Below are 15,909 nucleotides of genomic sequence, written 5' to 3' on the forward strand. Positions count from 1 at the left end.
TCCGCGGTCGCTTATGGGGCTGGCTGTCCACCCAACGCTCGATGCGTCCCCGCGAACTCGTCGGCCTGCTGCGCAACCGCGACTTCGCCCTCCTCGTCGGCGGCCGGCTGGTCACCAACGCCGGTGACAGCCTCTACTACATCGCCGCGATGTGGCTGGTCTACGACCTGACCGGCTCGGAGCTGTTCACGGGCCTCGCGGGCTTCCTGACGATGGCGCCCGCGGCCCTGCAGTTCCTGTTCGGCCCGCTCGTCGACCGGACGCCGCTGGAGCGGCTGCTCGTCGGTACGCAGGTCGTCCAGGGACTGCTCGTCCTCGTGGTGCCGGCCGCGCACTACCTGGGTGTCCTCTCGGTCTGGGTCGTCCTGACGGTGATGCCGCTGCTGTCGCTGCTGAACCAGCCGGTCTACCCCGCGCAGAGCGCGGCGCTCCCGCGCATCGTCGACCGGGACGAACTGGTCGGTGCGAACTCCGTCCTGACGCTGGCGTACCAGGGTGTCAACGCCGGGTTCAACGCCCTCGGCGGCGTCGTCGTGGCCGCCTTCGGCGCCGTCACGCTGTTCCTCGTCGATTCGGTCACGTTCGCCGTCGCGACGATGCTCTTCCTCGGGCTGAACATCCCCGAGGCCGGCGCCGGCGATATCGACGACGAGGGGTCGGCCGCGGAGGACGCCGACGAGGCGGCCGCCGACGGGGAGGCCGGCGACCCGGCCCCGGTCGCGGACGGCGGCCGGGACGAGCCGGGCGACCGGACGGCCGACCCGGCGGACGATGCCGACGCCGACGCACCCGCCGCCGACGACCCGGCGCCCGACGCCGCGCCAGCGACCGAGGCCCCGGAGACGGATGACGACGACGGGAACAGCTACCTCGAGGACCTGCGCGAGGGCATCGGCTTCCTCCGCGGGACCGTCGTCGCCAAACTCACGCTTGGGGTCATCATCGTCAACTTCGCGTTCGGCGGCGTGATGGCCATCCTCCCGTCGTACGGCGACAGCTTCGGTGGCGCCGGCGCGTACGGGCTGCTGGCGGCCGCCGTCGGGGTCGGGATGCTGGCGGGGTCACTCGTCGGCAACCTCGTCGAGGAGTGGCCGTTCGGCTACGTCGTCAGCGGCGGGATGGCCGTGAGTGCCGTGCTGTGGACCGCCGCCATCGCCGTCGATTCGATGCCCGCGACGCCGGTGCTGCTGGCGCTCGCCCTGGTGCCCGCGGGGACGATGAACGTCCTCGTCTTCTCGCTGGTCCAGGCGGTCGTCCCGGACCGGCTGCTCGGGCGGGCGATGTCGGTCATCCGGAGCGGTGCCGGGGTCATGACGCCCGTCGGCGCGCTGGTCGGCGGCGCGGTCGCCGACGCCACCTCCCCCGGACTGGTGCTGTACGGGAACGCGGTCGCGACGGCGGTGTTCGCGCTGTACGTCTTCGCGCTGCCGAGCCTCCGGCGCATCCCCCGCGTGGGGTCTGTCTCGACGCTCGTGGCGGAGTAGGTCGCCGGAGAGCCGACCGACCCCTCAGAAGACCTCCTCGACGTCGATGAACCCCCCGTCGCGCGTGCCGCGGACGGTCACGTTCTGCCCCAGCGTCACGTCGGCGTCCCCGCGCAGCTTCACCGTCTCCGCCCCGTCGTCGATCTTGACTGGGTCGCCGGTCTGGACGACCGTGCCCGTGAACTCGACCGTGCCCTCGTCGGCGGTGGCTCCACCACCGGCCCCGCCGGCTTCGCCGCCACCACTCTCGCCGGCCCCGCCGTCGCCCGCGTCGCTCCCGCCGTCGTCGGCGAAGGCGTCCAGCCCCGTTCCCTGGTCGCCGCTTCCGCCGGTCGCGTCGTCCCCCTCGGCGTCGGTGTCCACGTCGCTCGGAGCCGCCGCGAGGCCGCCCTCCAGGTGCGTGACGGTCGACTGCCAGCCGGCTGAGGCCTCGAGGTCGTCCTGCCAGCCGTCCTGGATCTCCACGTCCGCCGCGAGGACCTCGTCGCCCGGCCCGATGTCGAGGTCGGCCTTCTCGCCCCACAGCGCGACCCGGATGTCGCCGCTCGCGTCCTGCAGGCGGATGTTGCGGACCTGCCCCTCGCTGCCGTCGTCGCGGTCGAACGTCCGCTTCGGGTCGGCCGAGCGGACCACCCCGGCGATGTCGACCGTCTCGCCGATCTCCACGTCCCCGATGTCCGTCGTCTCCGGGACGAACTCGACCTCGGCGTCGACGGCCTCGACCGCGCTCCGGTCGTTGACGTGGAGTTCGAGGCTGCCGTCGCGCTCGCGGACGTAGCCGTCGACGACCTCGACGGTGTCGCCCGGCTCGAACCGCTCGACGGCCTCGGTCTGCTCGTCCCAGAGCGTGACGCGCAGTCGGCCCGTCTCGTCGCCGATGACGAGGTTGCCGACGCGGCCCTCGCTGCCGTCGTCGCGGTCGAACGTCCGGACGGCCTCCGTGTCGAGGACGACGCCGTCGACGGTCACGTCGGACTGGCCCATCGCCAGCGAGTCGATGCTCACCCCGCCCTCGAGGTCCACGTCGAGTTCGGCCTCCTCGTCGACCTCGACGCGGTCGGCGCTGACCTCCAGCCCGCTGTAGCCGTCCTTCGGGCGGCCCTTGATGCGCAGGACCTGTCCCGGCTCCAGCTCCTCGACCGCGGCGGCGGCGTCCTCGTCCCACATCGCGAGGCGGACGCGGCCGGTCTCGTCGGCGACCTCGACGTTGACGACCCGGCCCTCGGCGTCCTCCTCGTCGCGCTCGAACGTCCGCAGGTCGCCGACGGAGACGACCTTCCCGAGGAACTGCACCTCCTCCATCCCGGCCTCGATGTCGGCGATGCCCTCGATCTCGCTCTCGCCCAGGTCCTCGGCGATGAGCATGGCGGCGACCTCCTCGTCGACGAGCCCGTCCATCTCCTCGACCTTCGCCTCGACGGCCTCCCTGAATGCCTCCTCCTCGACGTCCGCGTCCAGGTCCGCGTAGATGTCCTCGATGGCGCCCATTGCTGTTGTGCTATTGGGGGTGGCGGCTCCGTTAAGCGTTGCCGTCGCGTCCTCGTCGGGGGTCGCGCCGCCCTCGGCGTCGGGGGGCTCCTCGCTCGTGTTCGGCTCCATACGGCGGATGCTGCGGCTTCCGGTTTGAAGCTACGGAGCGGCGACGACGGGCCGGCTCAGGGCCAGGTCGACTCCTGCCAGTGCCCGTCCTCGTAGGTGACGACGGCGTCGAACAGCGAGGTGAGGGTGGCGATGGTCCGGTCGTCGTGCTCGCCCGGGTCGAGGTGGTAGTGGGCGGTCGAGCCGGTCGCCTTCACCCGGTTGACGAGCACGTGCAGGAAGCGGAACGCCCGCTTCAGCTCGACGTGCTCCAGCAGGACCGTCAGGGACTCGAAGATGAGCAGCGAGTCGCTCCCCCAGTCCGTGAGCCGCTCGCTGACGGTGATCCCCAGGCCGGTCAGGTCCGCCGGCTCCTCGAGCACGCGCTCGACGCCGGGCCGGTCGTCCCCGTCGTCGCGCTCGACCCCCTCGACGAGGACCGCCGTCTCCGGGGGGTCCGTGACGCTGTGCCAGTTCTCCAGCCACCGTGCGGGGTCGTCCGCGAAGGAGACGACGAGCAGGTTCGACAGGTCGACGGACACGAGTTCCTCGACGTAGGTGGCACGGGCATCGCTGTCCAGCCGCCCGGAGAGGACCAGCACGTTCGCTGCGTGGGCGAGGTCGGAGTCGTCACCCCCCGTCGATCTCCCGGCCTCGGCCGATTCCCCCGCCGACATCACGTGTTCGATACCGCGGCCGCCGGTATAAACACGGTGCTTATCGAACCTGCATAAGGGCCCGGCTCCGGCCGGTTCTCCACGGCGGACTGTCCCGTGCCCCCGGACGGACCGGACCGCTGAACGGCGCGGGGGCTCCCGTTTCGAAACCCCTATACGAACGTCCGCGCTACCGATTGATGAGTCCGGTTAGGGTAGTGGACTATCCTCTTGGCTTGCGGAGCCAGGGACCAGCGTTCAAATCGCTGACCGGACGTTTCCTCTCACGACGACCGCGCGACGAGCACCGGCTGCCGGTGCGCCGTCCGGGTCGTCCACGGGTATTTATGTCCGGTCGGCGGTCGCGCCCCGCGACCGTTTTCCCGCTCGGCGCCGAACCGTCGACCGTGACGGCCGACCGCCGCGACGACGACGCGCCCGACGTCGAGGCCCACCTCCACGCCGGCGTCGCGGTGTTCAACGCCGGTGCCTACCTCGCCGCCCACGACCCGTGGGAGGCCGCGTGGCTCCACCTCGACGACGGACCGGACGAGCGGCTGCTACACGGGCTCATCCAGGTCGCCGCCGGGACCCATCACGCCCGCACGGGCAACGCCGAGGGCGCGACGACGCTCGCGGCCAGCGCCCGCGACTACCTTTCGGGCCTCGACGGGCACCGTGGCGTCGCGCTCGGCCCCGTGCACGAGTGGCTCGACGCGATGGCGGCGGACCCGCTCGCGGCCGGTGAGCGCGACCCGCCGCGCATCGAGGTGGACGGCGTCGCGCTGGGCCCGGGTGACCTCGAGTTCCCCGCCGCCGCCGTCGCCGGGCCCGAACTCGCCGAGGCGCGTGGCGACGAGGCCGCCGCCGACCTGCTCCGCCGCGCGGCCGCGTTCGGCCACGCGGACCTCGCCGACGGCAAGACCACCAGCCCGTTCGTGACGCTCACGCTGGAGGTGCTGGACCCCGGCCGGCCGGACGGCCCGCCGCTGGGCCGCCTGCGCGACCACGTCCAGCGCCGCGAACAGCGCGAGAACGACGTGGCCGGGCTGTTCGACCCCGACGGGGACTAAGGGGAGTTATCGGTTTGTGGATTGGTTTCGTCGACAATCTGCCATTTCCATGGATAATAGATCGGTTCGAACGACTCAGGTCGATTTCTGCATCTTCTCGATATCGAGCGTCTCGCCGTCGACGGTCGCGACCAGCATCGCCGCGATGGTGGCGGGGTCGGCCGCGGTGCAGGTCCCAGGGTTGTAGCAGGTGTAGCCCTCGTGCTCCCACTCGGCCTGCTGGTGGGTGTGGCCCGACACGCCGACCGTCTGGCGGTCGTCGTCGGCGTGCTCGGCGACGATGCTGCCGACGCGCTCCTCGTAGCCCGCGATGTCGCCGGTCCCGTGCGTGACGACGAACCGCACCCCCTCCACGTCGAGCGCCGCGACCTCCGGCACGTCCAGGTCCGGCGGGTCGATATTGCCGAGGACGGCGGTGAGTTCGGGCGTCACGTCCTGCACCAGGTCGTACGAGTCGTACGTGTCGAAGTCGCCGGCGTGGATGGCGAGGTCGGCGGCGTCCAGTTCGTCGAGGACCCAGTCGGGGATCTCGCTCGCGCGGGACGGGATGTGGGTGTCGCTGATGATGGCCACGCGGGTGGACATGGTCGAGTGTGTGGCGGCGGTGGGGCAAAAGTGTGCGTCCGGGGCCGGGCGTCAGCCGAGCAGACCGAAGATGCCCAGGATCCAGCGACCGACCTCCGACGCCGTGAACAGCGCCCCCTCGAGCCGTGACAGCACGCGCTCCGTCCAGAGGGCGGCCACCATGACGAGGCTGATGACGGCCAGCCACGCCAGCGTCTCCAGGGCCGTCCCGCTGATCACGAGCGGCCGGAGGAGCGCCGCGACGCCCAGGATGCCGGTGATGTTGTAGATGTTGCTCCCGATGACGTTGCCGACCGAGACGCCGAGGCTCCCGCGCCTGAGCGCCACCAGCGAGACGGCGAACTCCGGCGTCGAGGTCCCGGCGGCGACGATGGTGCCGCCGATGACCCACTCCGAGATGCCGGCACTCCGCGCCAGCGACGACGCCGCCACCACCATGAAGTCCCCGCTCACGAGCACCAGCGCCAGCCCGCCGACCAGGAAGGCGGCGTCGCGCCCCCGGAACTGCACCCGCTCGGTGACGGCCCGCGTCACCGCCGGGGCGACATCGTCGGCCGGCTCCGCCCCGCTCGGCGGCGACGGGGCGGCGCTGCCCTCCTCGCCCGTGTTCGGGCCCTCGTCGTCACCCTGCGTCCGGAGCAGGTACACCGTGTAGACGACGAACGAGCCCGCCAGGAGGGCGCCCTCCAGCCGGGAGACGGAGAGGTCGAGGACGGCGACGCCACCGACCAGCGTGCTCGCCAGCAGCGCGACCCCGTCACGGCGGACGAGCGGTTCGGCGACGGGGATGACCCGCAGCAGCGAGATGACGCCCAGGATGAACGCCAGGTTGTAGACGTTCGACCCGAGGACGTTGGCGACGGCGAGGTCGCCCAGCCCCTTGAGCGCCGCGTCGACCGACACCGCCAGCTCCGGGGTCGAGGTCCCCATCGCCACGATGGTGAGGCCGATGGTGAGCTCCGAGAGGCCGAACCGGCGTGCCAGCCGGACCACCGCGTCGACGAGGACCCGTGCGCCGACCCAGAGTCCGAGTACGGTCACGACGATGACGCCGACCTGAACGGCGGGGCCGCCCTGGACCATGGCTCGCTTCCGTCGACCGCTGGCCGCTCAATCAAGCTTCGGGTCGCGGCGGCCCTCCCCCCGGTTCCGGTCGAACCGTTATGCCCGGGGGCGTCGACAGACCGACCATGAGCGACGAGGGCGAGGAGGCCGACGGCGCCAGCGCCGACGCGGACGAAACCGGGGTCGTCACGGTCTTCCTGCGGAACGACTCCGACGTCCTCCTCTGCCGCCGGAGCGACGCGGTCGGCTCGTACTCGGGGCAGTGGGGCGCGGTCGCGGGCCACGCCGAGGGCGACCCCGGGCGGCTGGCGCGCGAGGAGATCAGCGAGGAGACCGGCATCGACCCCGACGACTGCGCGTTCGTCCGGCGCGGCCCCTCGTTTCCCGTCGAGGACCCCGACCACGGAACCTGGCGCGTCACGCCGTTCCTGTTCGACTGTCCCACCCGCGAGGTGACGACCAACCGCGAGACGACCGAGCACGAGTGGGTCCAGCCGCCGGCCATCCTCGACCGCGAGACCGTCCCGCGGCTGTGGGAGTCCTACCGCCGGGTCGCGCCCACGGTGGCGGACGTGCGCGAGGACCGCGAGCACGGCTCGGAGTACGTCTCCCGGCGTGCGGTGGAGGTGTTGCGCGACGCCGCGGCGGCGCTCGACGCGGGCGTCGACGCGCCGGTGGACCTGCCGGACTGGGCGGACTGGTCCCGGCTCGCCACACTCGCCGACGCGTTGCTCGTGGCCCGCGAGAGCATGGCCGTCGTCGGGAACCGGGTGGACCGGGCGATGTGGCTCGCTGCCGGCGAGCACGAGCACGGCTGGGACGGGTCGTACGGCACGCCGGTCCGGTCGGCCGGGGCCGTCCGGCAGACGGCCGAGCACGTCCTCGCGAACCTGGAACCCGCCCAGCGTCGGCTCGTGGGTGACGCCCGCCGGGCGGACTGGGGCGACGGCGTCGTGGCGACACTGTCGCGCTCCGGGACCGTCCGCTCGGTGCTGGAGGCGGTGGCTGCCAGGGTCGTCGTCGCGGAGTCGCGCCCCGGCGGCGAGGGCCGGGCGGTCGCGCGTGCCCTCGCGGACGCGCTCATCGCGCCGGTCACGCTGTGTGCGGACGCGGGCGTGGCCCACGCGCTGGACGCGTGCGACGCCGACGCCGTCCTCGTCGGCGCGGACACGGTGCTGGTGGACGGCTCGGTCGTCAACAAGGTCGGGACGCGGACGCTGGCGAGTGCCGCGGCCGCGGGCGACGTGCCCGTCTACGTCGCGACACACACGGACAAGGTGGCGCCGGCCGGGCACGAGACCGACCTCGAACCCCGCGACGCCGGCGAACTGCTGGGCGACGACGAGGCGCCCGCCGGCCTCCGCGTCGAGAACCCCACGTTCGACGTGACGCCGCCCGCGCTGGTCGACGGCTACTGTACCGAGGCGGGGTTCCTCGACGCGGGTGCGATACGGAGGGTGGCCGAACGGGCCGCCGAGCACGCCGACTGGCCCCGGCCGTAACCGACTCCCGGCGGACGATTCGGGGAACACATAAACGGGAGGCGGGGGACGGGGCGTCCATGTCCGCTGTTCCCGAGCGCCCGGTCGTGCTGGTCGGCGAGGAGGACGCCGCCGCGGCCACGACGGCCGCCCTCCGCGACCTCCGGGGTGGGGGCGCGACGGCGGCGGTGCTCGTCGCCCCGACACCCGACGCCGCCGACGCTGCTGCCGACGCCGCGAGGGACTCGCCGCTGTCGGTCGACCTGGTGGTCGCCACCCCCGACGCACTGCCGACGGGCGACGGCCGGGTCCTGGCCGCCCCCGACGTCGAGGGCGCGCCCGCCGCCGCCGAGCGGGTCCCGGTCCCGCGTGCCGTCCGGCACCGGCCTCTCGTTCACGACGGCGGCGCCGCCCGGTTCGTCGGCGTGTTCGCGCTGTCGTTCGGTTTCTACCTCCTGCTGGGCGACCCGACGGACCCGTTCGACCTCGTCACCGGCGCGGTGACGGCGACGCTGGCGGGCGTCCTGCTGTCGCCCATCGTCTTCGAGACGCCGCCCGCTGCCGGCCGGACGCTCCCCCGCGCCGCCCGCGCGACCGTGTTCCTCCCGTACCTCCTGTTCGAGGTGTTGCGCGCGAACCTGTCCGTCGCGCGGGTCATCCTCGACCCGTCGCTCCCCATCGAGCCCTCGATGGTCGAGGTGCCCCACGACGCCCGCTCCGGCCTGGAGCGGGCGGTGCTGGCCAACGCGGTCACGCTCACGCCCGGCACGCTGACCGTCGATGTCGACGAGCGCCGGCTCCGGGTCCACGCGCTCACGTCGGCCTCCCGGACGGACCTGCAGGCGGGCGCGCTCGCCCGTGCGGTGGCGTTCGTCTTCCACGGCCGTGGGGGCCCCGACGGCGCGTCGGCCGGCGGGGACGAGCGCCGTGACGAGGGGGTGGTCCGGTGACGCTGCTCGCCGACGGGCTGCTGGTCGCCGCGGCCGCGCTCGTCGTCCTCGGCCTGGGTGCCGGGCACCGCCTGTTCCGGGGCCCGACCGTGCAGGACCGCGTCATCGCGGCCAACGCGATGGGCACGACGACGGTGGTCGTCATCGCGCTGCTGGGGGCCGCGCTGGGCGAGCCGGGCTACCTGGACGTGGCGCTCGTCTACGCGCTGCTCAACTTCCTGCTCTCGGTCGGGCTGGCGAAGTACGTCGTCGAGCGTGGGGGGGTGCTCCAGTGACGACCCCCGGGACGGTGGCCGCGCTGGCGCTGGCGGCGGGCGCCGTCGGCTTCACGGCCATCGCGGTGGTCGGGCTCTTCCGGCTCCCGGACTGCTACAGCCGCGCCCACGCCACCTCGAAGAGCGACACGCTGGGCGCGCTGCTGGCCGTCCTCGCCGCGGCCGTCGCCTTCGCCGAGCCGACCACGACGCTCAAACTCGGCGCGCTGTTCCTCTTCCTCCTCCTCACGGGCCCGACCGCGGCCCACGCCATCGTCCGGTCGGCCGACGACCAGGGTGTCGAGCCGTGGGCGCGCGCGGTCGCCGACGGCCCCGGTGGCGACCCCGACGACGGGGCAGCGCCGACCCCGACCGATGGTGGCGAGGAGCCCCGGTCGGAGCCACGTCGGGGAGGGGAGCGAGCCGACGGTGGTGAGCGGCCGTGACGGTGGGTCTCGTCGAGGCGGCGCTGCTGGGGTTCGTCCTCGTGGTGGCCGTCGCCACGGCGCTCGCCCGCGACACGCTGGTCGCCGTGGTCGTGTTCGCGCCGTACAGCCTCGGCATGGCGGGCCTGTGGCTGGTCTATCACGCGCCCGACGTGGCGCTGACGGAGGCCGCCGTCGGCGCCGCAGTCACCACCTCCCTGTTCGTCGTCACGCTCCAGCGGACCACCCGCCCGGACGGCGTCGGCGACACGTTCGCGTTCGACCCCGACCCCCGGTCGCTGGTGGTCGTCGGGGCGTTCGTCGGGGCGCTGCTCGCGACGGTGCCGGCGCTCCCGCCGGTCGGCACGGCGCCGGGACTCCGCGACGGTGGCGCGGGCGCGTACTACCTCGCCAACGCCGCCGACTTCGCGGTGAAGAACGTCGTCACCTCGGTGCTGGTCGCGTTCCGCGGGTTCGACACGTTCGGCGAGGTGGCGGTCGTGTTCGCCGCCGGCCTCGCGGTGCTCGTCGTGCTCGGGAGGGAGACGCCGTGAGACCGTACCGTGACAGCGTCGTCGTCGCCAAGACCGTCCGGGCGGTGGCGCCGTTCGTGTTCACCTTCGGCCTGTTCACCATGTTCCACGGCACGAAGTCGGTCGGCGGTGGGTTCCAGGGTGGCGTGGTAGTCGCGGCGCTCGTGGTGACGCTCGCGTTCGCGTTCGGCGTCGAGCAGACCTGGGCCGGCCTCGACGCTCGCGCGCTGGTCGTCGTCGCCGCGGCCGGCGTCCTCGTGTTCGGGTTCGTCGCGCTGGGGTCGCTGGCGCTCGCCGGGTCGTTCCTCGACGTGACCGCGTTCCCCGGCTCGCCCGCCTACCCCATCGAGGCAGTCGAACTCGGCATCGGCGTCGCCGTCGCGACCGTCATCAGCGTCGTCTTCTTCGAACTCGCGGGGGTGGGCTCGTGAGCGTCGCCGCCTACGTCGTGGCGGTCCTCCTCGCGGGCATCGGCCTGTTCGTCCTCGTCGACGACCGGAGCCTCGTGAAGAAGGTGCTCGGGCTGAACGTGTTCCAGACCGGCATCTTCCTCTTCTTCATCGCGGGGGGTGACCGGACCGGCGGTGCCGCGCCGCTGCTGACGAACGACCCGCCGTACGTCGACCCCGTCCCGGCGGTGCTCATCCTCACCGCCGTCGTCGTCGGCGTGAGCGTCACGGGCGTCGCGCTGGCGCTGCTCGTCCGCATCTACGACGAGTACGGCACGCTCGACGCCGCGGTGCTGGGCACCCGGCGCGACGACGAGGTGGGTGACCGATGAGCGCCGTCGACCCGACGCTGCTGGTCGCGCTGCCACTGCTGGCGAGCGTGGTGCCGCCGATGCTCGCGTTCGTCCGCGACCGCGCGGGCTGGCCGGTGGCGCTCGTGACGCTGCTCGCACAGACGGCGCTCGCCGCGACGCTGGCCGTCGAGGTCGTCACCCGTGGCCCCGTGGTCGTCGAGGTCGGGAACATCCCGGCCCCGTTCGGCATCCGGCTCGTCGTCGACGCGCTGTCGGCCCCGTTCGTCCTGCTGGTGGCGGTCGTCGCGCTCGCCGTGCTCGGGTACACCCGCGTCGCCGGCCCCCGCTCGGCGCCGTTCTACGGGCTCTACCTCCTGCTCGTCGCCGGCCTCACCGGGGTCTGTCTCACGGCCGACCTGTTCAACCTCTACGTCTTCCTCGAGATCAGCGGCCTCGCCTCGTACGCGCTGGTCGCGCGGAGTCCCGGCGGCGACGCCGCCGTCGCCGCGCTGCGCTACCTCCTGCTCGGCACGGTCGGTGCGTCGCTGTACCTGTTCGGCGTGGGGTACGCCTACCTCGCGACGGGGACCCTGTCGATGGCGGCGTTCGGGGCCAGGGTCGCCGGCTCGCCGGGGACGCTGGTGCTCGCGGCGTTCGCCCTCGTGGCGGCCGGGCTGGGCGTGAAGATGGCGCTCTACCCGCTGCACACCTGGAAACCGCCGGCGTACGCCGCCGCGCCGACCGGCGTGAGTGCGCTGCTGGCGGCACTGGCCTCGACCGTGGCCGCCTACGCGCTCGCCCGCCTCCTCCTGTCGGCGTTCGGCGCGACCCTCCTCGAGCGGGTGCCGGCCGTCCGGACGCTGCTGCTGACGGCGGCCGTCGTCAGCATCGTCGCTGGCGCGTTGCTGGCCGCCCGCGAACCCGTCGTCCGCCGGCGGCTGGCCTACTCCTCGGTCTCGCAGTTCGGCATCGTTCTCGTGGGCGTCGCCCTGGCATCGTCGCCCGGCGTGACCGGGGCCGTCGTCCACCTCGTCGGCCACGCCGTCATGAAGGGCGGCGCCTTCCTCGCGGCCGGGCTCGTCGCGACGCAGTACGGTGCGGTCCGGGTCGACGACTACGCCGGGCTGGCACGGCGCGCGCCCGCAGTGAGCGCGGCGCTCGCCGTGCTGCTGCTGGGGCTCGTCGGCATCCCGCCGACGGTGGGGTTCGCCGGCAAGTTCTACGTCGCGCTGGCGGCCGCCGAGGCCGGCGCCTGGATCCCGCTGGCGGCGGTCGTCGCGAGCACGCTGTTCTCGCTGGCCTACCTGGCGCCGCTGCTCCAGCGGATGTACGTCGAGCCGCCCGCTCATCGACCCGACGCCGACGGCACCGCGGACGGTCACGGCGGCGACGACCACGACGGCGGTGATACCGACGGCGCCCCGGCCGCGCCCGGCGACGGCGCGAGCGGGCCGGTGACCGCCGTGTCCACGGGCGAGCCGGGTACCGTCTCGGTCGGCATGGTCGCCGTCGTCGTCGCGGCGGGGGTCGCGACGGTGGTACTGGGCGCGGTCGCCCCGACCGTCGAGGCGCTGCTGGCGCCGTTCCTGGAGGTGGTGCTGTGACCGCCACGGCGAGCCTCCTGCCGCTGGCGGCGGTGCTGCTGCCGGCGCTCGCCGTCGGCCCCATCCTCGCCACGCGCCACCGGCCGAACGTGCGCGAGGCGTGGACCTTCCTCGCCGGTGGCGGGACGCTCGTCCTCGCCGGACTGCTCGCACGGGCCGTGCTGGCGGGCGCCCGCCCGACGACCGACCTCGGGACGTACGTCGGGGGGGTCGGGTTCGTCCTCCGGGTGGACCCGTTCGGCACGCTGTTCGGCCTGCTGGCGGCGACGCTGTGGCTCGTCACCAGCGTCTACAGCGTCGGCTACATGCGGGGGCTCGACGAGCACGGGCAGGGGCGCTACTTCGCCGCCTTCGCCGCCAGCATCGCCGCCACGCTCGGCGTCGCGTTCGCGGGCAACCTCCTGACCCTGTTCGTCGCCTACGAACTGCTGACGGTCGCCACGTACCCGCTCGTCGTCCACGCCGGCACCGACGACGCGCGCGCCGCCGGCCGCCAGTACCTCGCCTACACCCTGGCGGGTGGTGCTGCCGTCTTCGCGGGGCTCGTCCTGGTCTACCTGCTCGCGGGGTCGGTTGCGTTCGTCCCCGGCGGCCTGGCCGGCGTCGCGTCCGACCCGGCGCTGGCGCGGGTCGCGTTCGGCCTCCTCGTCCTCGGCTTCGGCGTCAAGACCGCCGTCGTCCCGCTGCACACGTGGCTCCCGAACGCGATGGTGGCGCCGACGCCCGTCTCCGGGCTGCTCCACGCCGTCGCCGTCGTCAAGAGCGGCGCCTTCGGCCTCGGCCGGGTCGTCGCCTACGTGTTCGGTCCCGACGCGGTGACCGGCCTCGGGGTCGGCCTGCCGCTCGCCGTGCTCGCCGCGACGACGATGCTGTACGCCGGCGTGCTGGCGCTCCGGCGCGAGAAACTGAAGCAGGCGCTCGCCTACTCGACTGTGTCCCAGCTCTCGTACATCGCGCTGGGGTTCGCCCTCGCCGGGCGGCTGTCGACGTTCGGCGCGATCCTGCACATCCCCGCCCACGCGTTCATGAAGATCACCCTCTTCTTCGTCGCCGGCCTCGTCTACGTCGAGACCGGCGCGACCTACCGCGACGAACTCGCCGGCATCGCCCGTCGGCTCCCGGTGACGATGACCGCGTTCGCCGTCGCCGCCGCCGGACTGGCCGGGTTCCCGCTGGTGGCGGGCTTCGTCAGCAAGTGGTACATGGTGCTGGGCGCGCTGGCGACCGACCCCGGCTTCGGCGCCGTCTACCTGCTGGCGGGGGGGCTGAAGCTGCTGCTGTTCTGGCCCATCGTCGCGTCGGCCTTCTTCACCGACCCCGAGGAGGCCGAGGACCCCGCCCACGACGCCGCCGCGGCGCCGCACGGTGGCGCCCCGGTCGCGTCGGACGGCGGGTCGGCCACCCCGGGCGACGGCACAGACGGGCCGGCCGAGGCCCCCGGCGACGGCACGAGCGGACCGAGCGGCGACCTGGGTGGTGACGACCCCGCTGGCGACGACTACCACGCGGGCCACGGGTCGCTGCCGCCGGCCGGCGGCTGGACCCGGCCGGCGTCGTTCCGCGAGGCGCCGCCCGCCCTGCTCGGCCCGGTGGTGGCCGTCGCCGTCGGCGCGGTCGTCCTCGGCGTTGTGCCCGACTGGCTCCCGCTGTGGGACCTCGCGGAGGCGACAGTGGCGGAGGTGTTCGGGCCGTGATGGGGGCCCCGCTCGGCACGACGGCCCCGGCCGCGCCGCTCACCGCGCTCCCGCCGGCACTCCTCGTCCTGGCGGCGGCGGTCGTCGTCGCCGTGGTCCCGCGCCGGGCCGGCACCGCCGTCGGCGCGCTCGCGGCCGCCGCGGTCGTCCCGTGGGTGCTGACCGTCCCGGCCGGCGACCACCTCCGGACGACGCTGTTCGGCTTCGATGCCGTCCTGTTCGCGGTGGACGGGACCGCGCGCGTCGTCGCGCTCGCGCTGGGCCTCGTGACGACGGCGGGGGTGCTGTACGCCCACGACTCCGGCACGACGCGTCGCGAGCTGGCGACCCTGCTCGGCTACGTCGGCGCGGGCCTCGGCGCGGTGTTCGCGGGCGACTGGCTCTCGCTGGTCGTCTGGTGGGAGCTGCTGGCGGTCGGCGGGACGCTGCTGCTGTGGCGCTCGCCGTCCGCCGATGGCCGGGCGGCGGGCTACCGCTACGCCGTCTACCACCAGGTCGGGGGCGCGCTGCTCGTGGCGGGGGTGTTGCTCCACTACACCGCCGCCGGGTCGTTCCTGTACGAGGGTGGCATCACGGCCGGCCTGCCGCGGCTGCTCGCGGTGCTGGGCGTGGGACTCAACGTCGGGTTCATCGGCCTCCACGTCTGGCTCCCGGACAGCTACCCGCGGGCGGGTGTCGCCGTCTCGGTCGTCCTCTGTGGCGTCACGACGAAGGTCGCCGTCTACGCGCTGCTCCGTGTCGTCCCCGGCCGGAGCCTCGCGCTGGCGTGGGCCGGCGCCGCCATGCTCGCCGTCGGGGTGACGCTGGCGGTCCTCCAGACGGAGACCCGGCGACTGCTCACCTACCACATCGTCTCGCAGGTGGGGTACATGGTGGCCGGCGTCGGCCTCGCCTCGCCGCTCGGGACCGGGGGCGCGCTCGCCCACCTGCTCAACAACGTCCTCTACAAGTCGCTGCTGTTCATGGTGGCCGGCGTCGTCCTGCTCCGGACCGGCGAGGAGCGGTTGAAGAAGCTCGGCGGACTCGGCCGGGCGATGCCCGCCACCGCGGCCGCGTTCACCGTCGCCGCGCTCGCCATCACCGGCATCCCCGGGTTCTCCGGGTTCGTCAGCAAGGGGATGGTCATCGGCGCCGCCGACGCGCCGGGGACCCGACTGCTCTGGTGGGTGCTGCTGGTCGGCGGCGTCGGGACGGTCGTCTCGTTCACGAAGTTCGGCTACTACGCGTTCGTCCGGAGCGCCGACCACGCCGCCGTCGAGCCCGACGGGACCGCCGCCCCGGGCCACCTCGCCGCGTTCGCCATCGTCGGCGTGCCGTGCGTCGTCTTCGGGGTCGCCCCGGAGCTGTTGCTGGGGCTGCTCCCGACCGGCGCGTCGTCGGCGAAGGTGTTCGCGGTATCGCAGTTCGAGAAGGCGGGTGCCACGCTCCTCGCCGGGCTGGTCGTGTTCGCGCTGGTGAAGCGGCCGCTCGGACGGCTCCCGGCCGCGCCCGACCTCGACTCGCTCTACCACCCCGCCGGCGCGCGGCTCCGCGACGGCGTCGCCCGCCGCACGGACGAGGCGGCCGGGTGGCTGCTGACCCGGGGCGAGCGGGTGGTCGCGGCGCTCGCTCGCGTCGCCGACGGGGGCCGTGGGCCGTCGAGTGCCGCCCGGCTCGGGCTCCCCACGGACCCGTTCGGCCGGGGGGTCCTCCTGCTCGCGGCGGTCGCGGCGGTCGCCGTGGCGGTGGCGGTGCTGTGAGTCGTCTCCCCCACGTGTTTTTGTCGACCCGCGGTGACACGTCGGT

Annotated in this window: 16 protein-coding genes and 1 tRNA gene; 13 read left to right on the forward strand and 4 right to left on the reverse strand. The window is 73.8% G+C overall.

Going from position 1 to position 15,909, the window contains the following annotated elements:
• Positions 1-41 precede the first annotated feature (41 nt).
• Entirely contained in the window at positions 42-1,484 is a 1,443-nt protein-coding gene (locus P2T62_RS01610; RefSeq protein WP_276259744.1) for an MFS transporter, read from the forward strand.
• A 24-nt stretch (positions 1,485-1,508) separates the two neighbouring features.
• Here the strand turns inward: P2T62_RS01610 and P2T62_RS01615 are convergent, their stop codons facing one another.
• Positions 1,509-2,972 (reverse strand): single-stranded DNA binding protein, encoded by a 1,464-nt coding sequence (locus tag P2T62_RS01615; RefSeq protein WP_276261665.1) that lies wholly within the window; start codon positions 2,970-2,972, stop codon positions 1,509-1,511.
• Between the two features lie 167 nt (positions 2,973-3,139).
• Positions 3,140-3,739 carry a DUF7504 family protein gene (locus P2T62_RS01620; RefSeq protein WP_276259745.1) on the reverse strand — a complete coding sequence of 200 codons (600 nt, stop codon included), beginning with the start codon at positions 3,737-3,739 and terminating at the stop codon, positions 3,140-3,142.
• A 183-nt stretch (positions 3,740-3,922) separates the two neighbouring features.
• Between P2T62_RS01620 and P2T62_RS01625 the strand changes: the two genes are divergently transcribed.
• Positions 3,923-3,995 (forward strand) — tRNA-Arg (locus tag P2T62_RS01625).
• A 130-nt stretch (positions 3,996-4,125) separates the two neighbouring features.
• Positions 4,126-4,791: a DUF309 domain-containing protein gene (locus P2T62_RS01630; RefSeq protein ID WP_276259746.1), complete on the forward strand. Its 666-nt coding sequence runs from the start codon at positions 4,126-4,128 to the stop codon at positions 4,789-4,791.
• A gap of 75 nt (positions 4,792-4,866) precedes the next feature.
• On the opposite strand, the gene P2T62_RS01635 is transcribed toward P2T62_RS01630, so the two are convergent.
• Together P2T62_RS01635 and P2T62_RS01640 are read right to left on the reverse strand one after the other, a co-directional pair.
• On the reverse strand, positions 4,867-5,376 hold the full coding sequence (locus tag P2T62_RS01635) for a metallophosphoesterase family protein (protein ID WP_276259747.1): 510 nt from the start codon (positions 5,374-5,376) through the stop codon (positions 4,867-4,869).
• Positions 5,377-5,427: 51 nt separating this feature from the next.
• Complete coding sequence (locus P2T62_RS01640; RefSeq protein ID WP_276259748.1) at positions 5,428-6,459, reverse strand: calcium/sodium antiporter; 1,032 nt, start codon at positions 6,457-6,459, stop codon at positions 5,428-5,430.
• Positions 6,460-6,566: 107 nt separating this feature from the next.
• Here P2T62_RS01640 and P2T62_RS01645 point away from each other — a divergent pair, with 107 nt between their 5' ends.
• From P2T62_RS01645 to P2T62_RS01690, 10 genes are read left to right on the forward strand one after another with little or no spacing between them, the layout of a single operon-like run.
• A complete protein-coding gene (locus P2T62_RS01645) occupies positions 6,567-7,943 on the forward strand; it encodes an eIF2B alpha/beta/delta subunit family protein (RefSeq protein WP_276259749.1) in 1,377 nt (458 codons plus the stop codon).
• Between the two features lie 59 nt (positions 7,944-8,002).
• Complete coding sequence (locus tag P2T62_RS01650) at positions 8,003-8,872, forward strand: Na+/H+ antiporter subunit E (protein WP_276259750.1); 870 nt, start codon at positions 8,003-8,005, stop codon at positions 8,870-8,872.
• Positions 8,869-9,147, forward strand: coding sequence for a cation:proton antiporter (locus tag P2T62_RS01655; RefSeq protein WP_276259751.1), 279 nt, complete (start codon positions 8,869-8,871; stop codon positions 9,145-9,147). Before P2T62_RS01650 ends, P2T62_RS01655 begins: the two co-directional genes overlap by 4 nt.
• Positions 9,144-9,572: a monovalent cation/H(+) antiporter subunit G gene (mnhG, locus tag P2T62_RS01660; RefSeq protein WP_337250432.1), complete on the forward strand. Its 429-nt coding sequence runs from the start codon at positions 9,144-9,146 to the stop codon at positions 9,570-9,572. The genes P2T62_RS01655 and mnhG overlap by 4 nt, the downstream gene beginning before the upstream one ends.
• On the forward strand, positions 9,569-10,105 hold the full coding sequence (locus P2T62_RS01665) for a DUF4040 domain-containing protein (protein ID WP_276259752.1): 537 nt from the start codon (positions 9,569-9,571) through the stop codon (positions 10,103-10,105). The genes mnhG and P2T62_RS01665 overlap by 4 nt, the downstream gene beginning before the upstream one ends.
• Positions 10,102-10,515 (forward strand): MnhB domain-containing protein, encoded by a 414-nt coding sequence (locus P2T62_RS01670; RefSeq protein ID WP_276259753.1) that lies wholly within the window; start codon positions 10,102-10,104, stop codon positions 10,513-10,515. Before P2T62_RS01665 ends, P2T62_RS01670 begins: the two co-directional genes overlap by 4 nt.
• The gene (locus P2T62_RS01675) at positions 10,512-10,865 is read left to right on the forward strand and encodes a cation:proton antiporter subunit C (RefSeq protein ID WP_276259754.1); all 354 of its coding nucleotides are present in this window, start codon (positions 10,512-10,514) and stop codon (positions 10,863-10,865) included. The genes P2T62_RS01670 and P2T62_RS01675 overlap by 4 nt, the downstream gene beginning before the upstream one ends.
• Positions 10,862-12,430 (forward strand): complex I subunit 5 family protein, encoded by a 1,569-nt coding sequence (locus P2T62_RS01680; protein WP_276259755.1) that lies wholly within the window; start codon positions 10,862-10,864, stop codon positions 12,428-12,430. Before P2T62_RS01675 ends, P2T62_RS01680 begins: the two co-directional genes overlap by 4 nt.
• On the forward strand, positions 12,427-14,124 hold the full coding sequence (locus P2T62_RS01685) for a complex I subunit 5 family protein (protein ID WP_276259756.1): 1,698 nt from the start codon (positions 12,427-12,429) through the stop codon (positions 14,122-14,124). Before P2T62_RS01680 ends, P2T62_RS01685 begins: the two co-directional genes overlap by 4 nt.
• A complete protein-coding gene (locus tag P2T62_RS01690) occupies positions 14,124-15,863 on the forward strand; it encodes a proton-conducting transporter transmembrane domain-containing protein (RefSeq protein WP_276259757.1) in 1,740 nt (579 codons plus the stop codon). The genes P2T62_RS01685 and P2T62_RS01690 overlap by 1 nt, the downstream gene beginning before the upstream one ends.
• Positions 15,864-15,909: the final 46 nt, after the last annotated feature.

Source organism: Haloglomus litoreum (assembly GCF_029338515.1).
GTDB classification, from domain to species: Archaea; Halobacteriota; Halobacteria; order Halobacteriales; family Haloarculaceae; genus Haloglomus; species Haloglomus litoreum.